The sequence below is a fragment of the Paenibacillus sp. J31R34 genome (assembly GCF_059383715.1).
This window is the reverse complement of the sequence record NZ_JBXENU010000001.1, coordinates 609929-633564: the sequence shown is the minus strand read 5'-3', so window position 1 is coordinate 633564 and position 23636 is coordinate 609929. Positions and strand designations below refer to the sequence as shown.

Below are 23636 nucleotides of genomic sequence, written 5' to 3'. Positions count from 1 at the left end.
CTCCATCTCAGCCCCAGGGCATACGCCCGAATATGTTCAATATCAACAAAAAGAGGGCTTTCGCCCTCAAGTTTGCGGACATTGCCGCATATCATACCGTACAGAAGCCGAGACACAGTGGCGTTAAGCTAACATGTTGAGGATTTAAGCTTCCTTGCCGGGAAGATTCAATCCACGCTAGCCATATGGCCGTCAGGCTGCCAGATTAAAGCTCGTCGTCGAGCAAATCCGGATCAAGATCTTCGTAGTCTTCATCGTCGAGACCGTACTCGTATTCCTTGGCATCGAGGCCGTCCAAACCTCCAGGGATACAAGCAACCGTCACTTTCGTCTCGGCAACCAGCTCTACCGAAAATTCGCGTTCAACCCGGATGACAACGCCGGAGCCGCTCGATGAAACATTCGCTTCAATGCAATTCGGCTCCTGAAGCGCGTCGGCTGAAACTTCCACGGTTGTAGCGCGATGCTTCGGATCGACAAACGAAAGCGGAACATTTTCTACATAATGAACGGATTCCTTCGCAACTTCGGTTTGCGAGTTTTTGCTGTACGAGTACCAGATGTTAATGTCGTAAGTACCGATGACCTCAATTCCATCGCCCGAACGAACCGCTTCATATTGATGGTTGATAATCCATGCGCCCAAAATACTGGTCGGATGTTGAGGCGGCGTAACGGTATGGGTTACAGTGGAAAACTTACGACCTTTGCCGCAGACAGCTTTGGTGATAATTTCTCTGTATTGAAGCTGTTTATCTGCATTAGCCATTGATTTAACCTCCTCCATGCAATCATTCACTTAAAGTGTATGCAGGACGTGGGCGAATGTTGATAAAACGAATGCAGACAAAGAGAGATTGTTTTAAAAAACACCCACAAAACCCGCTGCAAAACGTAAATCCACGTTTCCCCAAGACCTTCGCTCCCCATTTCCCCGCCTTTAGTTGGCCGCTATATACGAGCAGCTTGCGGGAGGCTCGCCGCAAAATCCTTTTTTTCACCCTTGCAGCTCCCGCTCCTATTACGAAAGCGCCAGCTAAAATCGAACTATACTAATAGTTATGAAGCCACCCCAGCCATTATGCCAAAGCCTGTTTTTGCACTTCTTTTCAACCACGCACAAGCTAATTATCTTACATAAAAATCACAGCGTACAATGTACTACTGCTCACGCCAGCCCGCCATCAGCTTGCGCTCCAGCGCAGAAACGGCTTTGTACATAACCGTGGCAACCGCCGCAATGACTAGCAGACTGGAAAGAACAAGCGTAAAGTTGAACACTTGGAAGCCATAAATAATAAGGTAGCCCAGCCCAAGCTTCGCAACGAGAAATTCGCCTACTATAACGCCGATCCATGCCAAACCCACATTCACTTTCAGTGTCGAAATAATAACCGGGAACGAGGCTGGCAAAATTACGCTGCGAAAAAGCTGTGACCGCCCCGCTCCGAACAGCCGAACAACTTTAATGTAGCCTGCGTCCACCTCGCGAAACTGGTTATAAATGTTTAAAGTCGTGATAATAACCGTTACTGACAAAGTGACCGCTACAATGGAGAGAAAGCCGGGGCCAAGACAAACGATAAATATTGGCCCCAGCGCGACCTTCGGCATGCTGTTCAGTACGACCAAATAAGGGTCCGCAACCCGTGATACAAAAGGGAACCACCATAGCAGCGCCGCAAGCAGCGTGCCCAGTAGTGTGCCTAGTGCAAAGCCGACAATCGTTTCCGATACGGTCACTCCGATATGCGGCCAGATTGAGCCGTCCGACATCGTCCCCCACAATTGATGGAACATCTTCGTTGGATAGCTGAACAGCAGCGGATCAATCCACCGATTTCGTCCCGCGGCCTCCCACAGTCCAATAAATAGTACTAAAATTATAAACTGTGTAACCCCTACTAGCGCAGTCGTCCTTTTTGCCCGCTTCATATAAGCTCGGTGCAGCCAGTCTAGCCAGTCTGCTCTGACCTCTTTCACATCAGAAGGAGATTGCTTCTGTCCCTGCCCTACTCGCTCTGGCTCTCTATCTGCATGTTCCCCGTCATCCTTCATTGCTTTCGCTCCCTTCCCAGAGGGTCTTCTCGGCAGCATCCAGCTCTGCCCATAATTGATCGAACAGCGGCTGAAACTCCGGCAGCTGTCGAGCTTTCATCGGCGATGCCTGCCGAATGGAATCCGGAATAGTCAGCTCGCAGCGAATTCTCCCTGGATTTGCTGCCAGTACAATGACGCGGTCACTCATCGCCACAGCTTCAGATAAATCATGCGTCACAAGCAGCGCTGTTTTTCCAAGCTTTCGCAGCGTTTCCTGTACCAAATCCTCCAGTTGAAGCTTGATGTGCAAATCCAGCGCCGAAAAAGGCTCATCCAGCAGCAATACTTCCGGCTCAGTTGCCAGCGTCCGCGCCAAGGCAACACGCTGCCGCATACCGCCCGACAGCTCATGTGGATAACGGGTTTCCGCTCCGGGCAAGCCAAGCTCAGCCAGCAAATCGGCTACGGTTTCAACCGCAGCACGCGTCTTTTTCCCCGTTAGCTCCAGCCCCAGCGCCGCATTATCCAAAATCGTCCGCCATGGAAACAAATAATCCTGCTGGAGCATATAACCGACAAGGGTAGACGGCTGTATTACCTGTCGATTGTTCAGGAGCACTTCGCCGCGTGTCGGCAAAAATAAGCCAGCGAGCATGCTGAGCACCGTCGTTTTTCCGCAACCACTTGGCCCGACCAGACTGACGAACTCGCCGCGCTGAACGGTCAAGTTCATATCCTCCACAGCAAGCGAGGCGCCCTTCTCATTCACATATACATGAGTCACTTGCCGCAGCGTAAGCGCGGGGTCACTATTCGCCATCGTTTTTCCTCCTCGCAACCATCGTTACTTCACGGCTTCAATCGCAGCTTCCGCAAAGGCCGTGTTTACGATGGCATCATGCTCGGTTCGCGCCTTCAGTTCGCCGGCCGAGGTCATGACGTCCAGCAAATTGTTCCATTCCTCCTGATCAATGATCGGGTCAGCCGCAAAAGAGCCTTGCTGCTTATAACGATCGATTGAGCTAATCAAAATACCGCGATCTACATTTTCAAAATAAGGCAGGACAACGTCCGCAATGGTTTCAGCATTATTTTCAGCCACCCATAATTGTGCCCGATGAATCGCATTGGTGAAAGATTGCAGCGCCAACTTGTTTTTGTTTGTAAAGCTTTGCTTCGCCATATAAACGGTGTACGGCAAATGCCCGCTCTCCGCCCCGAAGGAAGCCACCACCTTGCCACGGCCCTCTTTCTCAAAAATAGACGCCGTCGGCTCAAAAAGCTGCACAAAATCGCCTGTTCCTGAAGCATAAGCTGCCGAAATATTGGCGAAATCGACATTTTGGATCAGCTCCAAATCCTTCTGCGGGTCAATTCCGAATTTTTTCAGCGTAAACTCTCCAGCCATCTGCGGCATGCCGCCCTTCCGCTGTCCAAGGAAAGTTTTTCCTTTCAACGACTGCCAATCAAAGCTAGGCTCAGGCTCGCGAGCGACGAGAAACGTACCATCGGTCTGCGTCAATTGGGCAAAATTGATGACCGGGTCATCCGCCCCCTGCTGATACACATAAATCGACGTCTCCGAGCCGACAAGCGCCACATCGATTACGCCTGACAGGAGCGCCGTCATCGTCTTGTCCCCGCCAGCCGTTGTCGTTAGTTCAATATTCAGCCCTTCCTCAGCAAAATAACCCTTCTCCAGCGCTACATATTGTGGCGCATAAAAGAGGGAGCGCGTGACCTCGCCGACTTTTAGCGTTGTTTTCTCACTTTTTCCGCCGCAGCCTGCCAGCACAGCGGTTGCAGCCAGCGTGACAACTAGCAGCAACGTTGTCCATCTTCTCCTCATCCTTTTTCTCCTCCCGCTATTTACAGCTTGCGTGTTGTACTCCAGCCTATGCGTGCGCACGCTCGGCGGTGATTGCCGCTAGCCGCTTTTTGCGCATGAAAAAGCCGTTATTCCACCTGATGCGGAATAACGGCTCTACTAGGGCATGTAGGCAAACGCTAGCAAGCTAGATCTCGAAAGAAGCCAGCGTTCAAACGTTTTCCCTCTACTACCGAGAATGGCATAACTCATAAATGTGAGCCTACTCACCAAAAGGCAGCTTCATGCTGCTCTTTTTGGAGCTTTGCTCCCTGCACAAAGATACAAAGATAGACTTGGAGGACACAGCAGCCGCTATTTCAACCGAATCACTGGTTTTGGCACAGGCTGCGGACTCAGGAGACGCTAATGCGCTGTCCATCGTCATTTTGAGAGGATTTTGAAGGGAATAGCGGATCTTCTGTCCGCTTAAGGCCCAAAATGGAAGTGAAAGCCAGAATAACGGAAACTCAGTCCTTCTAAAAAGGAATAAGTTTCCAAATATACATATTCTCAGCCACAGTGGTCACTGTGACTGTGCTCTAAGTAACAATCGCATGCTGTGCTTCCTTAAGCCTTGAATGGTCAGAGGAGATTGGCCTCGAGTACGTACTTAGCAAGGTGCAGCAGCCACGCTCCCGCACGAGGAGCGACTCAAACCGTCCCAGCTCCGCGACAGATTTTGCCTCGTTTCAATCCACGCTCCCGCACGGGGAGCGACCGGATCGGCCGCATCGAGCGCCGCCACTTCTCCAGTTTCAATCCACACTCCCGCACGGGGAGCGACAGCACACCCAAAAACTCCTTACCTAGCAAGGAAAAAAAGGCCCATTTTCGCGAACCTCATTTCCCTCACTATTATCCGTTCCATTATTTAACCCGAAATCCGCATTTCCGCTTATTGGGCGCGGAGTGCGAATGTTACGGGGTTTTCATGGGAGCTTGGGGTTCGCGTGGGGAGTCGGGTCCTGCCAATATCGCTGCTCCCTTCCCCCACAAACCAAACCTTCCTTACAAGCTTTCCTTATAACTTACAACCATTCCCTTATTACAGCTTATAAATCTCGCTATATTTCTTCTCCAAATATTTCACCAAATATTGCGGGTCCAGCGGCTTTCCGGTTACATTTTGGATCAACTCAGAAGGTGTTCTGAGCTTGCCATATTTATAAATGCGTTCGCTGAGCCATTCTTTAATCGGCAGCAGATCCCCTGTACTTACAAGCTCCCAGAAGTTCGGCAGCTCCCGCTCCAGCGTATCGGCGAATTGCGCCGCATACATGTTGCCCAGAGAATACGACGGGAAGTAGCCGAATGCGCCACCGGACCAGTGTACATCCTGCAGGACGCCTTCTGCATTTGTCGGCGGTTCAATACCCAGATATTCCTTATATTTTTCATTCCAAATGGCTGGAAGATCGGCAGCCTTCGCACCTTCATTAAATATCATTTTCTCAATTTCATAGCGGATAATAATATGAAGATTGTACGTCAGCTCATCGGCTTCAATGCGAATAAGAGACGGCTGAACGACGTTATTGCCCCGATAAAATTGATCCAGCGTCACATCCAGCTGGCCCGGAAACTGCTGCTGCAAAGCGGCAAAATTATGCTGCCAGAACGGTTTGCTGCGGCCAATGACATTTTCCCAGAAACGCGATTGCGATTCATGAATGCCCATTGAAGTGCCCGTGCTCAGCGTCGTTCCATCCAGCTCAGTCATAATATTTTGCTCATAAAGCGCATGTCCGCCCTCATGAATGGTGCCGAACAAGGCGCTCGTCACATCGTCTTCCAAATAACGAGTCGTAATTCGCACATCGCCTGTGTTGAGTCCCGTTGCAAACGGATGCGCGCTTTCATCAAGCCTGCCCGCTTCAAAATCATAGCCCATCTGCTTCAAAATCCGCAGGCTGAATGCTTTTTGAGCTTGCTTTTCATAGTTTTGACGCAGGAAGGACGTATCCGGCTGATGCTTGGACGCAGCAATTGCTGCTGCGAGTGGAACCAACTGCTCGCGCAAACCGCCAAACACTTTATCCAACTCCTTCACGGTCATGCCTGGCTCGTATTGGTCAAGCAGCGTGTCATAACGGGTTTCTTTCGGTCCCCAGAGGTCGATAAACTGCTGCGTGTAGTCGATTACTTTTTCCAAATATGGCTGGAAGCCCTCGTAATCGTTCGCTGCCTTCGCTTCTTCCCACTTGGATTCAGCCTGAGAGCAAATAACGACATGCTCCTCATAAAGCTTCGGCGGAATTTTAACGCTGCGATCGTATTCTTCCCTTGTATCGGTTACAAGCTTGCGCTCGATTTCGCTTAGTCCACTGAATGTTTCTGGCTGTTCCAGCTCACTCAGCCATTCACCTAATTCAGGCGATGTGGAAAGCTTGAACATGTCGCCGGATAAAGATCCGATGACCTCCGAACGCATATCCATGCCTTTGCGCGGAGCGCCGGTGCGCAAATCCCAATAAAGTACGCCAAGCGCCTCGCCGTAAGCTTTCAATTTTTTCACCGTTTCCAGAAATGGAGCTAGCGCCTTCGAATTATGTACGGTCATTTCTCATCACCCTTTCCAAATAAATAAAAGATCAGCCTAATTCAACATGAAGTGTGCAATTGCTGCCAAAGAATAACAGCATTCCTTCATCTTTCATCTGATCTTAACTTGATCTTAACGATTACTGTACGTATAATCAACTTTAATCTAAACATCATTAAAGTGCGAATTGAAATGGAAGAGAGGCATCACCTATGTTTATAACTTTTTCACCATCCGCAGTTGAGCAGCTTTCTCCCTATTTAGAAGACGGCGTTCACCAGCTTAAGCTGCTGCATGATACCGAAGGCTGCGGCTGCGTCGTCAGCGGTGTCCCCGCCCTACAGCTTGTAAAGGAATCTAGTGCAGACGACCGATTAACACAAGGACAGCCCTTCGCCTTTTTGTATGAACCCCGCCATGAAGTTTTTTTTGACCCTCAACTCCGCATCGGTTACGATACAGATCGTGGAACATTCAGTTTGAAAAGCGACGGACAAATTTATTCCCTTAATTTGCGATTTCTGACGGCCTGACGGCTCCAGCCTACTACACTGTATTTATGAACTTTTAACTAAGATTAACCTGTAACACCAGATATAGGAGGAGCCTATGAACAACGTTGACCAAATCATGAACGACAATAAAGCTTTTGTCGAGCGCAAAGATTATGAGCAGTACATAACGAGCCGTTTTCCCGACCGTAAAATGGTCATCGTCACCTGCATGGATACGCGGCTGACCGAAATGCTGCCGAAAGCGATGAACCTGCGCAATGGAGACGCGAAAATTATCAAAAATGCTGGCGGCATCGTCACCCAGCCGTTCGGCAATATTATGAGGAGTGTTTTAATCGCCATCTATGAGCTGCAAGCCGATGAAGTATTTGTCGTCGGGCATCATGGCTGCGGCATGACCGGTCTTAATCCTGAGGTCATCGTTCAGCATATGACAGAACGCGGCGTACCCGAGCAGACGGTTGAAACGCTAAGGCACTCTGGGCTTAATTTCATGCGCTGGCTGACCGGATTCGACAATGTGAAAGAAAGCGTGGAGAAAAGCGTAGGCATTATCCGCAATCACCCCTTGCTTCCGCCTAATGTTCCCGTGCATGGCATGACGATTGAGCCGGAAACAGGACAACTCGATCTGATTGTCAACGGCTATGACAGACTGAAACAAGAATAGCCGCAAGCCTTTCCTACATAATATCTATTGATTTGAAAAAGAAGCCATTCCCGCACAAAAGGGAAGCTGAACCGTTCACTGCTTTCGCAGAGCCGTTCAACGATTGTGCGTCGATGGCTTCTTTTTTCTCGCGGCAATCGCTTCTTCTCTCGCGGCAATGACATCGCTGCGATCCCGCAACGTATGACGATGGATAAGCGCTTCGTCTGTCTTATCACTCGGCAATCCCCACTGCGTAAGAGCCAGTCCTCTTTTGGCGCACTCCTGCTCGCATAACAATTGCAGCTGGGCATCGACAATAACGAGATTCATATCCTTATAAGCAGGCGAATTAGCATCTTCTAGCTGCTTTGACCTTGAAAGTGCAGCCTCCAGTTCTATTACAGCTACAGCGCCATCTAGCCCGAGGCTGTCCAGTGATTCGGCAGTCAGCTTGCCAAGCGCTTGCTCATACATTTTTGCTGCACCTGCAAGATTGCCCCGCCGCTCATGATATTGGCCAACAGCCAGCTGAATCAGCCCAACCCAGATTAGCGCCCGTTCATCTGCGGGATGCTCCTTCCAATACTCTTCCAGCTGCTCATGGCATTCGAAAAAGTCTCTCGTCGCATGAAACTCAACTAAATACGATACATAATGACCTGGATATCTCATTGCAATCTTCCCCTTCTGCCTTTCTAATCATTGTAGCGTTTTGCATTGCTGATGTGCAACTGACTATCAAGCACGATAGTACCACTTATAAAAAGGCCCAGATAACAAGCTGTTTCCGACGGTCTAACGGAAACAGCTTGTTTTTTACAGACTCGCTGACCATTATTAAAATTTTTCACCATATTACATCATTAATTTCAATTAAAACTTGAACCTCAGGCATATGTCCAAGCGAGCAAGCTTCTGCCTGCATTAAATAGTTAGAAATTATTATTAGGAGGTATTACGCTATGGCTTGTAGTAAAAGTGCATCTGCTCTTACTTGCTGTTCAGATAAAAATTTCGTTCAAGATAAAGTATGTACGCCTTGGAGTGGCACAGTTGTAGCGGCTGATGTCCTTGTTGTTACTTTTACGAATAACATTAACCAAAATATTGTAGGAACTGGTTATTTGCAATATGACGTCGGTCCTGATGATATCACCTTTGATTTCCTTGACAGTACCGGAACCCCTATTAACCCTACTCCCTTTACACTTGCTCCTGGAACAAGCATGGCATTTACCTATCGTCGTTTCAGCGCTATCCAAATTACACTGCCGGCAGCATCTCCAGGCACTTATCAAGGAGAGTTTTGTATTACTACCCGATACCCTATTTAATAAAAAGGACGCAGGAGGTATAAACGCATATGTGTGATACTACACCTTCACTTAGTTGTTGTACGGACAAAATTATTGTACAAGATAAAGTATGTATCAATTGGCAGTTAGCTGCTGCAGGTACTCAAGTTATTTTTTCAGATAACATACCTCAAATTATTAGCGGTACAGGTTTTGTGAAATATGAAACAGGCACGGGTGCTCTAACCGTAAACTTTTTCGCGGCAGGAATTGTTGCCCCCATTGAAACGATTGTTATTCCTGTCGGAGGAAGCGCATCGTTCACTGTAGCACGATTTCAATCCATTTCCTTAACTTCAACAGCAGCTGTACAAGGCGAATTCTGTATAACCGTGCGTTACAATCTATAAAATAAGCAGGTTTTAATAAGGTGGTTCTTCCATTTCGATGGAGAACCACCTTATTTATTGCCCGTTCACTGTGGAGGAGCTGGCAGATAATTGCAAGGTGGTTGAAATCACATATTTTCCTTCCACATAGGTGAAATCATTTCCTTGTACAGAGATTTTAACTGATTTTACACCTTGCCCAATAAAATTGGATGTATTTCCGGGCAATACTATGATCCGCTTTGTTTCCTCGCCGTTTATGTCTACGTTTAAAGCATCCGTACTCGCGGCATTTGAGAAAATACTAATTTGTGCAATCGTTGTTTGGGAGTCGACATCGGCCTCCCATATTAAAAATTCAGGCTGCTTTCCTTGAATGAGCACATTACCACAGCACTCTTTTTCAATGACGATATCATTGGCATTTTTACAAGGCTTCACCGGAATAATCGGGACGATTGGACTTATAGGGTTCACAGGGGTCACAGGATTTACTGGATTCACTGGGTTTACGGGATCTAAACAAGGTGCAGTGGGGAACGTAATTGGGAAGGATAGTGCTTTACGGCAGCGTTTGGGACGGTTTAAAAAAACCGGACGCAATCTCCGTTTTCGCCTGCGATTTCTACAACGTCTTTTCTTTATCTTGCAGTTAAATTTGCGTTTGTGTTTGCGTTTGATTTTCTGAATACAGGAGGAATTCATTTTGAGAACGATCATAAACGAGGGCAAGATTTCTCTTCTTGAACGACGTCCCTTTTTCAGCATATTATCCCTCTTTCAACAACGACAATTCAGTCACTTACTTATATTAAATGTTCCTCCTCCGCATATGGTTATACATGATGAGAATTTATTTCAAAAAACGGTTTAAGTGATTTCGTGCATTGACCAAACAACGCCATTCGTGGCCCCATTCCCAATATTAAGTGCAATAGTTAATCCGTTCGCATTATAAAATAATCCAATTACATCGCCTGCCGTAAGCGTAACCTCACCCGCTAAAGTTACTTCTCCACTTCCGAGAACAGCGCGTAATGTTAACACCAGCACGACGCTGACATTTAGTATAGGTAACAGACCTGCAACTAAAGAAGTCACAGTAGGAGAGGTTCTTTGAACAACAAAAAATGGGTTGATTCCTGCACCAAGGGTGACACTCAGAGCAGCGGTTGTTGCATAATTTATTGTCGCTAAAATCGTGTATCTTCCGGTTGCCGGAATTGTGAAATTCCCTGTTACGGCATTAAAATTCGGATGTCCATAATAAGGATTCGCCACCGACCAATTTGTAAGCTGTCCAGTTGCGGATAATGCAATATTAGACAAAAATGCAGAAAAGCCTTCTGTAGCAAAATTAGGACCGGTAGCCCCCGTTGCGCCGGTGCCACCTGTTGCTCCAGTAGCCCCTGTCGCTCCAGTTGCTCCCGTTCCACCTGTCGCTCCAGTTGCCCCCGTCGCTCCCGTTCCCCCAGTCGCTCCCGTTGCCCCCGTCGCTCCCGTTCCCCCAGTCGCTCCCGTTGCCCCCGTCGCTCCCGTTCCCCCAGTCGCTCCCGTTGCCCCCGTCGCTCCCGTTCCCCCTGTGGCTCCTGTTCCTCCAGTCACCCCGGTTGCTCCTGTGGCTCCTGTTCCTCCAGTCACCCCGGTTGCCCCTGTAGCTCCAGTCCCTCCAGTCACCCCGGTTGCTCCTGTCGCACCGGTTGCCCCTGTTGCCCCCGTTACGCCTTTCTTGCTGGGTATTCCATTACAGCTTAACTGACCGCCACAAGTACAATGGTTATTTGAACCTCCTTGGCAATTGCTGCAATATCCCGAACTGCTTAAATACATCTGCTTAGCCACTCCCTTTATGCGGTTCTCCCCATTGCCTCAGACCATTAGAATCAGAAAAATATGGCTAACGATAAAATAGTAAACCTACTTGTTCTCGCCCTGCTATTAAAGAGAGTTATATTAAAGTCAGCGTTCACCCAACGCTCTAACATGCTTTGTTTACCAATTCCTCGACATGACTTCTCTACTACTAGTTAATGGATTTCTCAAGCACATGGTTTGTACGTATGCCTTTTCTTCATAAGAATAGTTTAAAGCACAAAGAAACCGGCTCCCTCACGAGCAGGCTTTTTTGACTTACCCATCTTTTTATTTCACAAGCCTTTAGAATTACTTCTTAATAAAAAAGAAACTCTCAGCAGCTTGCGCCGCAGGAGCCTCTAAATAATCACACCCAATCTATACGTTATCCGCTAAGTATTTGCACCATAGCCCAATAGATCGAGCCTTTCCTCATCACTGATTTTCGGGCAAGTGCTGCAATACCCATGCACCTGTTGTCCCTCCCGCCTCAGCCGGTAAGCCAAGCAGCAATAACGGCGTAAAACAATTGGAGCCCCTTCATATTGAGGATGATGAAATTCGCGAAATGAAACAGCCAGCGGATTGCCCTTCCTTTGTTCTAACAAAATACTCCGATCGGCCAAAATAAGCTGCAATCGCTGTTCCGTTCGCCAAACTTCCACATTCTGCTCCAGACGCGCATAGCTATTCTGAACATAATTCGAAATGAGCGACCACATCATGTTCACCTTTGCTCCTGTATGTGAGGATACCGCCGCCAAAATCATTTCTGTATGCTGCAGCAAACGATCTGTCCAATTTTCAACCTCAGCTTTGCGCTGTTCTATTTCTAAAACGGGCAGCCACGGATGCGCCGACAACATTACCTGATATTCCATAGCAGCGAGATTCATTATTCGAAATCGCACATTTTCAGGCGATGCATCCAGTCTACAATCAAATAAACTAACAGCAGAAACCAGCCCCATAAAAAACACGGCGTAACGTTTTGCAAACAAGGTTCCCACTACGATATCGCCCGGATCTTCCAGTTGTCTGGACTGGAGCCTCATAATATGAGAACATCTGGTAGGATCTAGAAGCTCTACGGCAGAAAATGGATAGGCATCCTTCTCCAATTCCCCTATGGAAATACGAAAATTCTGTTGTAAAAAGTTTGCCGCCTGAGCCTGCTGGGCATTCTCCTCCATCTGCTTACTCCATCATTTTCAATACTTCATCTATAATTTGTCCTCGTCCAATGACGCCCCAGCCTTTAAACAGCCAAAACGAGTCTGTTTCATACACCTCATTATTTTGCACCGCAGAAACCTTATTCCAAAAGGAGCTGTCCTTAATGCTATTCAAATTATCCTGTCCATTAGGGTCAACTTCAAGCACGATATAATCAGCGTCTAGGTCAGAAATCACTTCTAAAGACAGCTCGCCGCGCTGCTCCTCTGGCGTCAATGAAGTTTTCGAAAAACCGAGATCATGGTACAACAGCGTATTTGTAGGATGGCCTTTTTCCGCGTATATTTGCAGATTCTTCTCTCTGACTCTTAAATAGGCAAGGTTATGATTTTCGATAGCCTTTATCTTCTCGCTGGCTTGCCTAGTCTTTTCATCAAGCTCGGCAATTTTCTCCTTAGCCAAATCCACTTTGTCGTACAGCTCGGCCACTTTCAATAAATCTGCAGTCCAGTAGGCCGTATCATCGCCATACTCCAGCCACTCCGTACCAAGCACAATCGTTGGTGCGATCTTTTCCAGCTGATCATACGTATTCTCCGCAGTCCGACTCTCTATGAGAATGACATCCGGCTCCAGCTGAACAATCGCTTCCAAATTGGGACTATCCGCAGAGCCCACCAGCTGTACACCTGCAAGCTCGCTTGCCAAATAAGGCAGGTAGTCTCCACCATAACGGGTCTCCACATTTACACCAACTGGTTTTTCGCCAATAGTCAGCAGATGATCGATATAAGCAGCGGAGAGCACGACTATTTTGTCGATTTTCGCAGGAACGATGGCCTCCCCTTTCAGATGGGTAACGGTACGAGTCGCATTTTCCACTGGTTGATTCACAGGCTGATTCGTTTGCTCGGGTTCGCTCGCCTGACCTTCTCCTTTACCGCAAGCCGTCACAGCAAGCAGCAGCATAGAAAGTAATACGAGGTACATCATTCGGTACTTATTCATTTGTTGTTAACCCTCTCTTTATAGTAATAATAATCATTATCACTAATCATAAAGAAAGGCCCTTTCAATAACCATGGATAAATCCATGCAATTAAGGTGGATCTTTTTACTCTATTATTCCGAGCTTTAATGCCGTATAATTCATCGCCCACATCCTACCGGAAGGTCCCAGCGCTTTGAAAAATAAATCACTAGCGTCATAAACATGATGGCGACGTACCGCATCAAGTGATTGCCATTCTTCCGATTGAAGCAAATGCTGCAAGCGCATTTTCGAGCCTTTAGTGGGGTCAGCCATAAGAAAAATATGCTGTGAATTAAATAATGGCAGGTCGTTTAGCTGGATATCGAGCGCCCATTCGTGGGTAGGGAACCGATCCGGAAGCGATAATCCCAGATCATCATAAAAAAGGCTGCCCGTTTGATTGTTTTTTCCGTATACCCGATAAAAGTTCTGGCTTACCCTTATAAAATAAACGCTCTGTCCTCCCCAATGCGCCTTCATTCGTTCCTTCAGCTTTTCCGTTCTCTCGCCATACCTGCTTATCCATGCTGCGGCCTGCTGCTCTCTGCCCAATAGGCCCGCAAGCTGCTCCAGCGTCTGTCCGTATTTGTTCGAATGCTTAAGCATGGCAGTTGGCGCAATCTGATTCAGCAGCTCATCCCGCTCCAAGCGATCACTTGTCAGTATCAGATCAGGCTTTGTTCGGAGCAGCTTATCGTAATTCGTGTGACCGCCTTGGAGCATAGAGCTTTGCTGGCTGTACGCATTCAGCCTCGGAATAATGCAGGTCGAGGAAACCCGATCGGTATAGGATAGTGCAGCAACCGGCTCATATCCAAGTGTAATTAAATGGTCATCCAGCCCATAATATAACGCGGCAATGCGATGGCATTTATTTTTAATATATAAGGTAGGAGCAACGCCTTCGGCTTTTTTGAAAACTCTGCTGAAATAATGCTCATCCTTGTATCCGACCTGCTCAGCTACACGCTTCGCTTTCATCGAGGAAACCAATAATTGCTTTGCTTCTGTAATCCGTTGTTGCAAAAGATATTCCGTAGGTGTGCTGCCCATTTGATTTTTAAACGTTTTCGTAAAATGATTCGGACTGAAACCTGCCATTTCCGCCAATTGGCTAACCTGCAAATCCTTCTGGTAATTTTCATTCATATAGGCCAGCACCTGGTCCATGCCTACAGTCTGCTGCTGCTCAGGCCTGCTTTTGCCCATCAGCAGCAGCAGCTTTGAAAGCATATAATGGATCGTATGCCTCTCCTGTAACCGGAAATGCCAGCTTAATTCAAGCAATTGCTGGATTAGCCCCTCTACAGAAGTGCGATCGTCCACTAACGCAAGCTTCCCCTGCATTGGAAAAATAGGTCGCTTAACCGACCAGCCCTCTATCGGCTTGCTTAATTGCATACAGGAAAACAGAATCAATGAATATTGAATCGGATCCCTGGAATCAGAATACCCTTCGACCATCGTTTCAGGCTGTAGAAAAAATAAATCACCTGACTTGACTGGAGTGGCATGACCGCTTATTTTCAGCAAACCCTTGCCAGCGATTACATAGCCTATGGCATAGGTATGGAGCATTTTAGGAGTTAATTTAGCGGTTAATAGATCGTCCGCTTGACCCCGGAAAGAAAAGCAGTGAACCGAAGTAAAAATAAGTCTCCTCATCAAGTTTACTAGATTGTGCATGACCGCCCTCCCTCCCTTCCTTTCTTTCACCCTAGAGCCTTCAATTTTGCAGCCTATTCAGTCGGAATATAGACGAATAAGCCATCTCCGATGCAATACCGGAAACAGCTTATCGCCTCGCTTCAGATCTTTTTTGCTGCAAAAAGGACCATTTAAGAACCGCGACGCCGCCAGCCAAACACGCGCACATGCACAATGCCCTTCGTCGCCCAATGAGCTAAAACATACAGTACAATTAACACAATAAGGAGCGGTTTAAAAAAGATCACCGCCACTAGCCAGCTGACGAGAATCTGCCAGCGTTTCATGCGCCTTATGACCTTCATCGGTGCTAAAAAGATACGATACAGCTTATGGCTGTTTTGCAAGGCATTCAAATATTCATCCTGATACTGCTTATCCTCTGGATTGAGCCTGACGGCACTTTGCATATACTTTTCCTGCAGCGTATAGTCGCCCCGATGACCTGCCGCCCAAGCGAGGTGCAGCAGAACAGCAGGCTCTTCCGCCTCTGCCCGAATCGCCTGCCTGTCCAATTGCTCCGATTCCTCAAAATGACCGAGCAGCGCTTCCGTATAGCTCAGCACAGCCATATAAAGCGGCGACTCTGCATTCAGCTGTAGCGCTTGCAGCAGATGCTCCTTCGCTTCCTTGAATTTCCCCATTTTGTTCATCCGACTAGCAAGCAAAAAGTAGTACTGAGCTCTGTATGGTTCAATTCGCAAAGCTTCATGTGCCGCTTCGAAAAAGGCCTTCACATCATCCGTATCGTAAAAGGTGACAACGCGTACATACCAAGCAACCGTATGGTCCGGATCACGCTTCAACACTTCACCAGACCAATACAAGCTTTTTTCGTAATCTTCCATTTGCAAATAAATTTGAGCTATAAGTGCCAATGCATCTATATCTTCCGGGTTATGGCGCAAAATCTGCTCCGTTTGCTCTAGAGCTTCCTTATACCGTTTCCACTCGAGCAGCTGATATACAGCAGCATACGTATTTTGCTCAAAATCTCTGTCTTCCGCCAAAGCTTCTCCCTGCCCCTTCCTGCTACTTAATGCCGTGCTTCTTCATATAATCCAGCACAACCTGATAGTCACGGTTGACATCACTGAAGGTCGCATAATTTTTCGCAGTGGAAAACCACTCCAGCGTTGTCGCTTTGCGGGATTTTACTGCAGCTTTCACATCATTTTGGGAAATCGGCTGCACTTCACCCGTCTCCAGCATACGCTCCATCGCCGATTCCACTGCATCGCTAACGACCTGCTCCAAATCAGCTCCGGAAAAATATTTCGTCTCGGCAGCAATCCGCTCCAAATTCAGTGAATCCATGGGCTTGCCTTTCAGCTTCAGCCCCAAAATCGTTTGGCGCTCCGCTTCCTCTGGCGGCGGTACAAAAACAAGATGGTTAAAGCGTCCAGGACGTCTGAGCGCGGAATCCAAATACCATGGCGTATTAGTTGCTCCAATTACAAAAACATTTTCGTTCTCCGCTTGCAGACCGTCCAGCTCAAGCAGCAGCTGATTGACCAGCATGCGGTCGTGATGCTGACGCATTTGGTTACGGCTGCCGCCCATTGCATCAAGCTCGTCTATGAAAATGACACAAGGCCTGCACTGGCGCGCTTTTTCAAAAAAGTCATGCAAGTTATGCTCACTCTGTCCTGTGTACATCGAAAGAATCGCCTGCAGCTCTATATGAATAAAATTAGCTTCAATTTCGCCCGCCACCGCTCGTGCAAGAAACGTTTTGCCACACCCCGGAGGCCCGAACAGCAGCAGGCTTCCTCCTGCTGATTTGCCATAGGCTGCGAACAATTCCGGCTGCTTTAGCGGCAAAATGAAGTTCATGCGAATTTTCTTTTTGACATCTTCCAGTCCACCTACATCATCGAACGTTTCCGCTGGCTTATCCGACTCGACAAGCGATTGATCCTCTTGATTAAATTGAATAAGCTTTAGATTTTTGCGCCTTTGCGCTGCGAGATCATCAAAATCAGACATTAGGCTCTCTCCTCTACAAATCTAGCATGCTGAATTTACGCTATTTATCCAGAATAATGAAATATATTGTCGTTTGCAAGGGAAGTGGGCCATTCCACTATTCCTCCACTACCTCTTCCCATGCAGCATCCCTACTCTGCCTTTCAACCGCCGAGCCATATGCTCCCTTAAAGGGCGCCAATAAACTAGCGTCCCGGTCTACCATTTCATAAACCTGCACTCTGAAAATATTATCGGCGTTAATATAGCTGTCTTCCTCATCACCTGCGAACAAACGCCAGCCGCTGTCCTGCTCATCGTCGCCAGCTTCACGGTACATCCAGCATACGGCATCGCCCTGCTCCAAGCAGCGCCTAGATACGAGTGCCATCTTTTCGCCATCCTCAAGCCATCTCTCATCGCCTTCCTGCAGGATCGTTCTGGCAATATGCTGAGGCTTGAACACTAGGCTGTCTCCTGACTTCAAGCTTTTCAAATAGACCGGCTGGTTCGTAAGCACCCCCGTGTATTGCTCAGTCGCTTGGTTAAAACCTGTAACCTCCACCCACATTCGTTCGGCACTCGGCTCATTTTCACCCGGGTTTGCCCGTGTAAAATGCAATCTGACTCGTCGTCCTACTTCTTGCGACCGTCGCTCCTTCGCAGGAGGGATAAAGAAGCTGTCTGGATACAGCTTGCTCGTCTGTTCTACATCTTCAAGCGTCCATTCCATCAATTATTCCTCTCTCTCTCTTATATTCCTCGTATCCCCAGAAGGCTTCCTCTGTTCCGCCGTCCTCCAGCAGGATCATCACTGCGTAAGAAATGATGCTCAGCCATTCCTCCATCTTCTGCATCTGCTCTTTCGTAATGAGGTCGTTGCTTCGGAGCATGCCATCCGGCTCTATTGCCCAAGCTCTGCCCAAATGGCAAATGCTCCATAAACAGCCCATCATCTCACTGCTTACCGATTTATTCATTAATTCGGGCGACAGCACAGCAAGGATTGTCATTATCTCATGAAAATTCTCTTCCACGAGCTGACCGCTAAAGGGGCGGAGCATGCCGAGAAATCCGTTCGTCATCTTCTCATGCTCGATATCTTCAAACGCAAAGGCATGACATTTTAATAATATTAAAGCCTCTTCCCTATTCATTGGCCTCTCCTTGCATTTTCAAGTTTCGCCTTGTAATAGCCTTGTATTAAGAAAAAAGCTATCCTCGCACAAATCAGAAAGTTGTGCTGTGAGCTGCAAAAAGCCTCTCAGTTCCATTCTTGTGCTTGGACAGCTTTATAGGTTTCAGGCGAGCGGGAAAGGCTTAAAGCTCTTTCGACGCCTGCTCCAAATACTTCGTCAATTGCGAATAGTCGGGGGAATCCTTTTCTTGAATTTTAATTGTTTTCCGCTCCTCCGGCCCTTCAAACAGGTCCGCTGGCAAATCCAGACCTGTCGTATGGAACAGGGTGAAGGAAACCGCTTTTTTAGAAGGCGAAATGACCGCCGCATACTTGCCATTTTTCAAAAAATGAGGCTTCTTATATTGCAGTCGCTCCTGAACATCTGGAATGACCTCGTGTATGAGGCTGCGCAGCTGATTCGATACGTCAACCTGCCATGGCACGTCCAATGCTTCTATAAAAGCGGTGATTTCTTCCGTTTCGGGCAAAACGATTCCACCTCTCGCATATCGTATATATTTCGACAATAGTTTACAGGCTTATTTCCAAATGTCGTTCCTGAGTGTATTATGCAGGATTATGGCAGCAATGTCCATATTCATGCATTTACGTTCCGCAATAAGTACGGTAAGCACGGCCTGACGGCTCGGGCAATGCTGCATATTCAGCCTGCTTTGGAGAATGGGCATAGGGATCGGCATGTGCTTCAAGCAGCCGCTCCATCACCGTATAATCTCCATTAACCGCAGCCTCCAGTGCCTCTTCCACCCGATGATTGCGCGGAATGATGGCTGGATTGCTGCTGCGCATGAGCTGCCCCGCTTCCTCTACGGACTGCTCCTGCCTGCCGAGCCTATTCTGCCAGCGCTCATGCCACTCTGTATATTCAGGGCTGCTAAACAGAGCCGAGTCCTCCAGCTTGTTAAACGTTAACGCCACAAACGTATTCGTGTAGTCTGCGCCATGCTTCTCCATCAACGTGAGCAGGTCTTTCATCATCTCGTCGTCCTGCTCCTCCTCATTGAAAATGCCCAGCTTTCCACGCATGCCTGCGAGCCATTGATGGTGATATTGGTCTGTAAAATCCGCTAAAGCTTGCTCAGCAAGCTTCAAAGCCTGCTCCTCATCGTCATGCAGCAGCGACAATAGCGATTCAGCCAATCTTGCCAAATTCCAGACCGCAATGTAAGGCTGATTCCCATACGCATAACGGCCTTGACTGTCAATGGAGCTGAACACTGTCGCTAGGCTAAAAGCATCCATAAAGGCACATGGGCCGTAATCAATCGTTTCGCCACTAATCGCCATGTTGTCCGTATTCATGACGCCATGAATAAAACCGACGAGCTGCCATTTGGCAATAAGCGATGCCTGACGCTTAATCACTTCTTGAAGCAAGGAGAGATAGCGATTGTCATCCCCGGCAATTTGCGGAAAATGTCTTTGCACGGTGTAGTCCGCCAGTGCTCGCAGCTCCTCTGCCGTTCCCCATTGCGCAGCAAATTGGAACGTTCCGACACGGATATGGCTCGCAGCTACGCGCGTCAAAATGGCACCCTGCTGTGTATCCTCACGGTAAACAGGCTCGCCTGTTTTCACGACCGCCAAGCTGCGGGTAGTGGGAATGCCCAGCCCATGCATTGCTTCGCTAATGATGTATTCACGCAGCATCGGCCCAACCCCCGCACGGCCATCGCCACCACGAGAATAGGGCGTGCGGCCTGCGCCTTTTAATTGAATGTCGACTCGCTCGCCTGAGGGTGTAATTTGTTCGCCCAGCAGCAAAGCCCGTCCGTCACCTAAGCGGTTAAAATGACCAAACTGATGGCCTGCATAAGCCTGAGCAAGCGGCAAAGCGCCCTCGGGAATTAGATTGCCCGCAAGCATATCCACGACTTCCTCGCTTTGCAGCGCCTCGGCACCCAGTCCTAGCGCTTCAGCCAGCTTGTCATTGCAAATTATCAGCTCTGGAGAACGTACCGGAGTTGGGTTTGTTGCTGTAAATAATCCTTCTGGCAACCTTGCATAGCTGTTGTCAAAGTTCCATCCGATATGTATATTGGCTTGCTTCTCACTCATATTCGATCGCCTACTTTTTCATCAATTTGTACACTTCTTCATTATACTACATCTTGAAACTACATCCTGCGTTCCCGCTTAGCCGCTCAACAATTAGCCAGCCGCCTTCGTCTCAGGATATAATTAACAATATATCATAACAGATATAGCTATTTCATAATGAGGAGTGAAGCATACCTATGGACCAGCAGCTTCTGGCACAAATCAACCTTTGGCATGAAGAAGAAGCGTTCGAGAGCATTGTTGATCGACTGCAAGAAATCCCTGAAGCCGACAGAGATTATGAGGTCATTATCCAGCTTGCCCGAGCCCTTAACAATACAGATTGTTACCGCGATGCACTAAAGCAGCTTTCCTTCATTTCCGAGCAAGGCAAACACGACCCTTTATGGCATTTTCGCCAAGGCTATGCCTTTTATTTTCTGGCTCGTTACGTGGACGCCTTGCAGGCTTTTGAGCTGTCCTTCCGCTTGGACCCCAAATCCCAGCCAACCTTGGAGTTTTTGGAGTGGACCAAGCCGCTCGCTGATAAAATGGTACGCCAGCACAAGCGTTATGTGGAGGAAAGCGCAGCGGCAGGGCAAAATCGGGGCTCCGAGCCAGACGCGCCATTGTCCTCGCTTGATTTACAAAGCTTTTGGGAGGACAGCGACTATGCCCGCAAGTCTTATGTGCTGCCGCCTCCAACCGCTGAGCTGATTGCATCCATTGAGCAGGAGCTTGGCTACAAGCTGCCAGCCTCCTACATTGCCCTCATGAACAGCCAAAACGGCGGAAGTCCTGTCAATTGCCGCTTTCCAGCGGAGGAGCCAACCTCCTGGTCAGAGGATCACGTCGCGATTACTGGCATTATGGGCATTGGACGAAATAAATCCTACACGCTAGGCGGAGATTTGGGCAGCCGGTTTATGATCGAAGAATGGGGCTATCCTGACCTTGGGATCGTTATTTGCGACTGTCCATCCGCAGGCCATGATGTCATCATGCTGGATTATCGCTTCTGCGGGCCAGAAGGCGAACCTGCCGTCGTGCACGTTGATCAAGAGGACGAATACAACATTACTTATTTGGCATGCAGCTTTGAACAGTTTATTAAAGGGCTCGTTCATGATGATGTGTACGATAGATCAGCTGAAGAGAAAGAAGCGGATCTGAAGAAAGTAGCCGAAGGCGCATTTTCCCCACTATTGGCTGAGCTTTGTGCCGCTGTGACGGAAACCGATGAGCTGGAAGGGAAAATCCGGTCGATTGGCAGACAGATTACCGAGGAGAAAGGGTATTTCGTCTTTCAAGCCGACGAGCTGTCTACCTTGATGTATGATTTGCAATTTTGGCTTTATACGAAAACCTATCCGAATCCTGCACGAAAAAAATATTTAGACGACTATGATAAGTTAATCGCATTCGGGGAAGGCGAGTTTAGCACAGGCGGCTATGCGCCAGCCTTTATTACGGACTGGCTCGATGATCGCATCAAGCTGGGAAAAATCATCGTAACCGATCGTACTCTCGCTATGACGGATGAAGCTATCGAGCAGGTGATTGAGCAGTTGAACGCCCATGCCGCCCCAAACAATAAAGCAGTGCTTCATTCAGAGGCTGATGGGATTACAGCACATTTGCAGCCTTTTATTTTTGTTAACCACGACAATAAATCCTGGTCTGTTATTTTAAATGCCGGCACCTACAAGCAGGAATTGTTTGATGCGAGGGCGGAAGAAGGCTTTCAAGGCAGCGGCTATGACTGGGGCTCGCTTGCAGCCGTATTTTTGGAGGAAAAAATACCTGAGCTTGCCGAGCAAATCCACTTCGATCCAGAGGCAGATATGTTCTGCGTATACTCAAGCAATCGGGAAGCCATGGTGAAGTTTGCGTTAGCCTTCAAAGCAGCCTGTGAGGATCATGATTTAATCAGCGATCTATTTACTCGCGCCGAGCTGGATTAAATTTATGTAACGACCTGCCTTCATTCATTTAGTGCTGCTAACTTCCTTATTTTTCATAATCGCTAACTAAAAAATGCCCGATAGGCTCCTTTATAGAAGCCTTCGGGCATTTTTTCTAGCTAGTTTAGCTGATTTCGCTAATTTCATGAGGCTTATATAGCCCCACTCACCATATTTCCTTTATACCATACGGACTGCCGCTGCGCTTTTCTTGCAACAGCCTCCGCCGAGCAGCTCGCGTGCGTCAATACAAAACTGGCGGCATCGCCTACTTTGGGCCACACCTGCTCGCCTTTCGCATTGAGCGGTGTAATTCCGCCTGTAATAAAGGCAAGTGTCTGGGACAACGAGGCTTCCTCTTGGCAACCATACAATTCAGCGTAGCGTCCTGCCTTATCCAGCAAATCCCCATTGCCAAATGGCGACCAGTGATCCGTGAGGCTATCGGTTACCAGCTTCACCTTGACGCCTTGACGGCTCAGCATCGGCAGCGGCATATTCATTTTCCCAATCGGCACTGTAGAAGCAATGGACATGCCCAGCTTAGCCATCCGTCCAGCCATTTCTTTTGCCTCCTGCGGCTCAGCGCCTGCAAACCAAAAGGCATGGCTAACCGTTACTTTTCCGTGCAGGCCCGCTTCTTCAGCCAGCTCCGCTAGCCTGTTTAAGGTTTGTCGACCAGCTTCGTGTCCATCATGCAAATGAATATCGACGCCAGCACCATAATGAACGGCCAATTCAATGATCGTTTGCAACGATTTTTCAATATCTCCATCTATTGAATACGGATCTACCCCACCAACATGGGTGGCACCCTCAGCCAATGATTGCTTGACGAGCGCAACCGAATCAGAGCGAAGCAGGCCATGCTGGGGAAAAGCTACAATTTCGGCCGAGATTTTACCAGAGAACGTCTCCAAAGCTTGCTTCGTAGCTTCTAGCCGCTTGAGTCCGCTGACCGGTTCAATATTGCAATGGCTGCGCACATGCGTGGCGCCAAATCGTTGAATCAGTGACAAAATACGCTCCGCTTGCAGCTTTGCCGTCGGCAAAAGCTTGGGCAATAAAACCTTCTCTTCCTCTATCCGTTCGAAAATACTCGCTACTGGCTTGACCGCTTTCCACGGACCGCCAAAATAGGTTTTGTCTAGATGAATGTGTCCTTCCTCAAACGATGGCAGCAGCAATAATCCTTTTACATCATATTTCGGCAGAGTGCTGGCTAGCTCCACTCCATCCTCCAAAATTTCAGCAATGGTTCCGTTTTCTATCCGCAAATGGCAGTTGCCCGTTTTGGTACCCGTTATCCGTCCAGCCTCAAACTCATACCCTTGCTCCAGCCTTGCATTGGTTAACCAATAAGATGTATTCACCATGTCAGCCCCGCTTT

At 48.1% G+C, this 23636-nt stretch carries 23 protein-coding genes; 5 read left to right on the top strand and 18 right to left on the bottom strand.

Annotated elements, in window-relative coordinates:
- Positions 1 to 205: 205 nt before the first annotated feature.
- From AC50YG_RS02690 to AC50YG_RS02670, 5 genes are all read right to left on the bottom strand, one after another.
- Positions 206 to 769 carry an outer spore coat protein CotE gene (locus AC50YG_RS02690; RefSeq protein WP_341277902.1) on the bottom strand — a complete coding sequence of 188 codons (564 nt, stop codon included), beginning with the start codon at positions 767 to 769 and terminating at the stop codon, positions 206 to 208.
- Positions 770 to 1161: 392 nt separating this feature from the next.
- Positions 1162 to 1935 (bottom strand): ABC transporter permease, encoded by a 774-nt coding sequence (locus tag AC50YG_RS02685; protein WP_473755180.1) that lies wholly within the window; start codon positions 1933 to 1935, stop codon positions 1162 to 1164.
- 112 nt (positions 1936 to 2047) lie between these two features.
- Entirely contained in the window at positions 2048 to 2860 is an 813-nt protein-coding gene (locus tag AC50YG_RS02680; protein ID WP_494824531.1) for an ABC transporter ATP-binding protein, read from the bottom strand.
- A gap of 24 nt (positions 2861 to 2884) precedes the next feature.
- A complete protein-coding gene (locus AC50YG_RS02675; protein ID WP_494824529.1) occupies positions 2885 to 3889 on the bottom strand; it encodes an ABC transporter substrate-binding protein in 1005 nt (334 codons plus the stop codon).
- Between the two features lie 1066 nt (positions 3890 to 4955).
- Positions 4956 to 6470 (bottom strand): carboxypeptidase M32, encoded by a 1515-nt coding sequence (locus AC50YG_RS02670; protein ID WP_494824527.1) that lies wholly within the window; start codon positions 6468 to 6470, stop codon positions 4956 to 4958.
- Positions 6471 to 6664: 194 nt separating this feature from the next.
- On the opposite strand from AC50YG_RS02670, the gene AC50YG_RS02665 reads away from it, so the two are divergent.
- On the top strand, positions 6665 to 6985 hold the full coding sequence (locus AC50YG_RS02665; protein ID WP_494824525.1) for an iron-sulfur cluster biosynthesis family protein: 321 nt from the start codon (positions 6665 to 6667) through the stop codon (positions 6983 to 6985).
- A 76-nt stretch (positions 6986 to 7061) separates the two neighbouring features.
- Entirely contained in the window at positions 7062 to 7637 is a 576-nt protein-coding gene (locus AC50YG_RS02660) for a beta-class carbonic anhydrase (RefSeq protein WP_473755110.1), read from the top strand.
- Positions 7638 to 7733: 96 nt separating this feature from the next.
- On the opposite strand, the gene AC50YG_RS02655 is transcribed toward AC50YG_RS02660, so the two are convergent.
- Entirely contained in the window at positions 7734 to 8291 is a 558-nt protein-coding gene (locus AC50YG_RS02655) for a DUF309 domain-containing protein (RefSeq protein WP_494824522.1), read from the bottom strand.
- A 290-nt stretch (positions 8292 to 8581) separates the two neighbouring features.
- Here AC50YG_RS02655 and AC50YG_RS02650 point away from each other — a divergent pair, with 290 nt between their 5' ends.
- A complete protein-coding gene (locus AC50YG_RS02650; RefSeq protein WP_494824520.1) occupies positions 8582 to 8953 on the top strand; it encodes a DUF3992 domain-containing protein in 372 nt (123 codons plus the stop codon).
- Positions 8954 to 8982: 29 nt separating this feature from the next.
- Positions 8983 to 9324, top strand: coding sequence for a DUF3992 domain-containing protein (locus AC50YG_RS02645; RefSeq protein WP_473755113.1), 342 nt, complete (start codon positions 8983 to 8985; stop codon positions 9322 to 9324).
- Positions 9325 to 9378: 54 nt separating this feature from the next.
- On the opposite strand, the gene AC50YG_RS02640 is transcribed toward AC50YG_RS02645, so the two are convergent.
- From AC50YG_RS02640 to AC50YG_RS02590, 11 genes are all read right to left on the bottom strand, one after another.
- Positions 9379 to 10071 carry an S-Ena type endospore appendage gene (locus AC50YG_RS02640; RefSeq protein WP_494824519.1) on the bottom strand — a complete coding sequence of 231 codons (693 nt, stop codon included), beginning with the start codon at positions 10069 to 10071 and terminating at the stop codon, positions 9379 to 9381.
- Between the two features lie 102 nt (positions 10072 to 10173).
- On the bottom strand, positions 10174 to 10980 hold the full coding sequence (locus tag AC50YG_RS02635; protein ID WP_494824517.1) for a BclA C-terminal domain-containing protein: 807 nt from the start codon (positions 10978 to 10980) through the stop codon (positions 10174 to 10176).
- Positions 10981 to 11549: 569 nt separating this feature from the next.
- Positions 11550 to 12350, bottom strand: coding sequence for a hypothetical protein (locus tag AC50YG_RS02630; protein ID WP_494824516.1), 801 nt, complete (start codon positions 12348 to 12350; stop codon positions 11550 to 11552).
- 4 nt (positions 12351 to 12354) lie between these two features.
- Positions 12355 to 13341: an ABC transporter substrate-binding protein gene (locus AC50YG_RS02625; RefSeq protein WP_494824513.1), complete on the bottom strand. Its 987-nt coding sequence runs from the start codon at positions 13339 to 13341 to the stop codon at positions 12355 to 12357.
- A gap of 106 nt (positions 13342 to 13447) precedes the next feature.
- On the bottom strand, positions 13448 to 15052 hold the full coding sequence (locus tag AC50YG_RS02620; RefSeq protein WP_494824512.1) for an AraC family transcriptional regulator: 1605 nt from the start codon (positions 15050 to 15052) through the stop codon (positions 13448 to 13450).
- Positions 15053 to 15204: 152 nt separating this feature from the next.
- Positions 15205 to 16083, bottom strand: coding sequence for a tetratricopeptide repeat protein (locus tag AC50YG_RS02615; protein ID WP_494824510.1), 879 nt, complete (start codon positions 16081 to 16083; stop codon positions 15205 to 15207).
- A gap of 22 nt (positions 16084 to 16105) precedes the next feature.
- On the bottom strand, positions 16106 to 17062 hold the full coding sequence (locus tag AC50YG_RS02610) for an ATP-binding protein (protein ID WP_056028118.1): 957 nt from the start codon (positions 17060 to 17062) through the stop codon (positions 16106 to 16108).
- 97 nt (positions 17063 to 17159) lie between these two features.
- On the bottom strand, positions 17160 to 17774 hold the full coding sequence (locus AC50YG_RS02605; protein WP_494824507.1) for an immunity protein Imm33 domain-containing protein: 615 nt from the start codon (positions 17772 to 17774) through the stop codon (positions 17160 to 17162).
- Entirely contained in the window at positions 17758 to 18198 is a 441-nt protein-coding gene (locus tag AC50YG_RS02600) for a hypothetical protein (RefSeq protein ID WP_494824505.1), read from the bottom strand. The genes AC50YG_RS02605 and AC50YG_RS02600 overlap by 17 nt, the downstream gene beginning before the upstream one ends.
- 163 nt (positions 18199 to 18361) lie before the next feature.
- On the bottom strand, positions 18362 to 18709 hold the full coding sequence (locus AC50YG_RS02595; RefSeq protein ID WP_494824504.1) for a DUF1801 domain-containing protein: 348 nt from the start codon (positions 18707 to 18709) through the stop codon (positions 18362 to 18364).
- A 118-nt stretch (positions 18710 to 18827) separates the two neighbouring features.
- Positions 18828 to 20300, bottom strand: coding sequence for a protein adenylyltransferase SelO (locus tag AC50YG_RS02590; RefSeq protein WP_494824503.1), 1473 nt, complete (start codon positions 20298 to 20300; stop codon positions 18828 to 18830).
- Positions 20301 to 20479: 179 nt separating this feature from the next.
- On the opposite strand from AC50YG_RS02590, the gene AC50YG_RS02585 reads away from it, so the two are divergent.
- The gene (locus tag AC50YG_RS02585) at positions 20480 to 22246 is read left to right on the top strand and encodes an Imm51 family immunity protein (RefSeq protein WP_494824501.1); all 1767 of its coding nucleotides are present in this window, start codon (positions 20480 to 20482) and stop codon (positions 22244 to 22246) included.
- 152 nt (positions 22247 to 22398) lie between these two features.
- Here the strand turns inward: AC50YG_RS02585 and AC50YG_RS02580 are convergent, their stop codons facing one another.
- Entirely contained in the window at positions 22399 to 23622 is a 1224-nt protein-coding gene (locus AC50YG_RS02580; protein WP_494824499.1) for an amidohydrolase, read from the bottom strand.
- Positions 23623 to 23636: the final 14 nt, after the last annotated feature.

Excerpts from the sequence above, each read along its gene's own strand:
- AC50YG_RS02670 (WP_494824527.1), bottom strand. The coding sequence starts at position 6,470 with ATGACCGTACATAATTCGAAGGCGCTAGCTCCATTTCTGGAAACGGTG.
- AC50YG_RS02665 (WP_494824525.1), top strand. The coding sequence starts at position 6,665 with ATGTTTATAACTTTTTCACCATCCGCAGTTGAGCAGCTTTCTCCCTAT.
- AC50YG_RS02590 (WP_494824503.1), bottom strand. The coding sequence starts at position 20,300 with ATGAGTGAGAAGCAAGCCAATATACATATCGGATGGAACTTTGACAAC.
- AC50YG_RS02640 (WP_494824519.1), bottom strand. The coding sequence starts at position 10,071 with ATGCTGAAAAAGGGACGTCGTTCAAGAAGAGAAATCTTGCCCTCGTTT.
- AC50YG_RS02620 (WP_494824512.1), bottom strand. The coding sequence starts at position 15,052 with ATGCACAATCTAGTAAACTTGATGAGGAGACTTATTTTTACTTCGGTT.
- AC50YG_RS02580 (WP_494824499.1), bottom strand. The coding sequence starts at position 23,622 with ATGGTGAATACATCTTATTGGTTAACCAATGCAAGGCTGGAGCAAGGG.
- AC50YG_RS02655 (WP_494824522.1), bottom strand. The coding sequence starts at position 8,291 with ATGAGATATCCAGGTCATTATGTATCGTATTTAGTTGAGTTTCATGCG.
- AC50YG_RS02680 (WP_494824531.1), bottom strand. The coding sequence starts at position 2,860 with ATGGCGAATAGTGACCCCGCGCTTACGCTGCGGCAAGTGACTCATGTA.
- AC50YG_RS02685 (WP_473755180.1), bottom strand. The coding sequence starts at position 1,935 with ATGAAGCGGGCAAAAAGGACGACTGCGCTAGTAGGGGTTACACAGTTT.
- AC50YG_RS02690 (WP_341277902.1), bottom strand. The coding sequence starts at position 769 with ATGGCTAATGCAGATAAACAGCTTCAATACAGAGAAATTATCACCAAA.
- AC50YG_RS02650 (WP_494824520.1), top strand. The coding sequence starts at position 8,582 with ATGGCTTGTAGTAAAAGTGCATCTGCTCTTACTTGCTGTTCAGATAAA.
- AC50YG_RS02675 (WP_494824529.1), bottom strand. The coding sequence starts at position 3,889 with ATGAGGAGAAGATGGACAACGTTGCTGCTAGTTGTCACGCTGGCTGCA.
- AC50YG_RS02605 (WP_494824507.1), bottom strand. The coding sequence starts at position 17,774 with ATGGAATGGACGCTTGAAGATGTAGAACAGACGAGCAAGCTGTATCCA.
- AC50YG_RS02625 (WP_494824513.1), bottom strand. The coding sequence starts at position 13,341 with ATGAATAAGTACCGAATGATGTACCTCGTATTACTTTCTATGCTGCTG.
- AC50YG_RS02660 (WP_473755110.1), top strand. The coding sequence starts at position 7,062 with ATGAACAACGTTGACCAAATCATGAACGACAATAAAGCTTTTGTCGAG.
- AC50YG_RS02645 (WP_473755113.1), top strand. The coding sequence starts at position 8,983 with ATGTGTGATACTACACCTTCACTTAGTTGTTGTACGGACAAAATTATT.
- AC50YG_RS02630 (WP_494824516.1), bottom strand. The coding sequence starts at position 12,350 with ATGGAGGAGAATGCCCAGCAGGCTCAGGCGGCAAACTTTTTACAACAG.
- AC50YG_RS02585 (WP_494824501.1), top strand. The coding sequence starts at position 20,480 with ATGGACCAGCAGCTTCTGGCACAAATCAACCTTTGGCATGAAGAAGAA.
- AC50YG_RS02610 (WP_056028118.1), bottom strand. The coding sequence starts at position 17,062 with ATGTCTGATTTTGATGATCTCGCAGCGCAAAGGCGCAAAAATCTAAAG.
- AC50YG_RS02600 (WP_494824505.1), bottom strand. The coding sequence starts at position 18,198 with ATGAATAGGGAAGAGGCTTTAATATTATTAAAATGTCATGCCTTTGCG.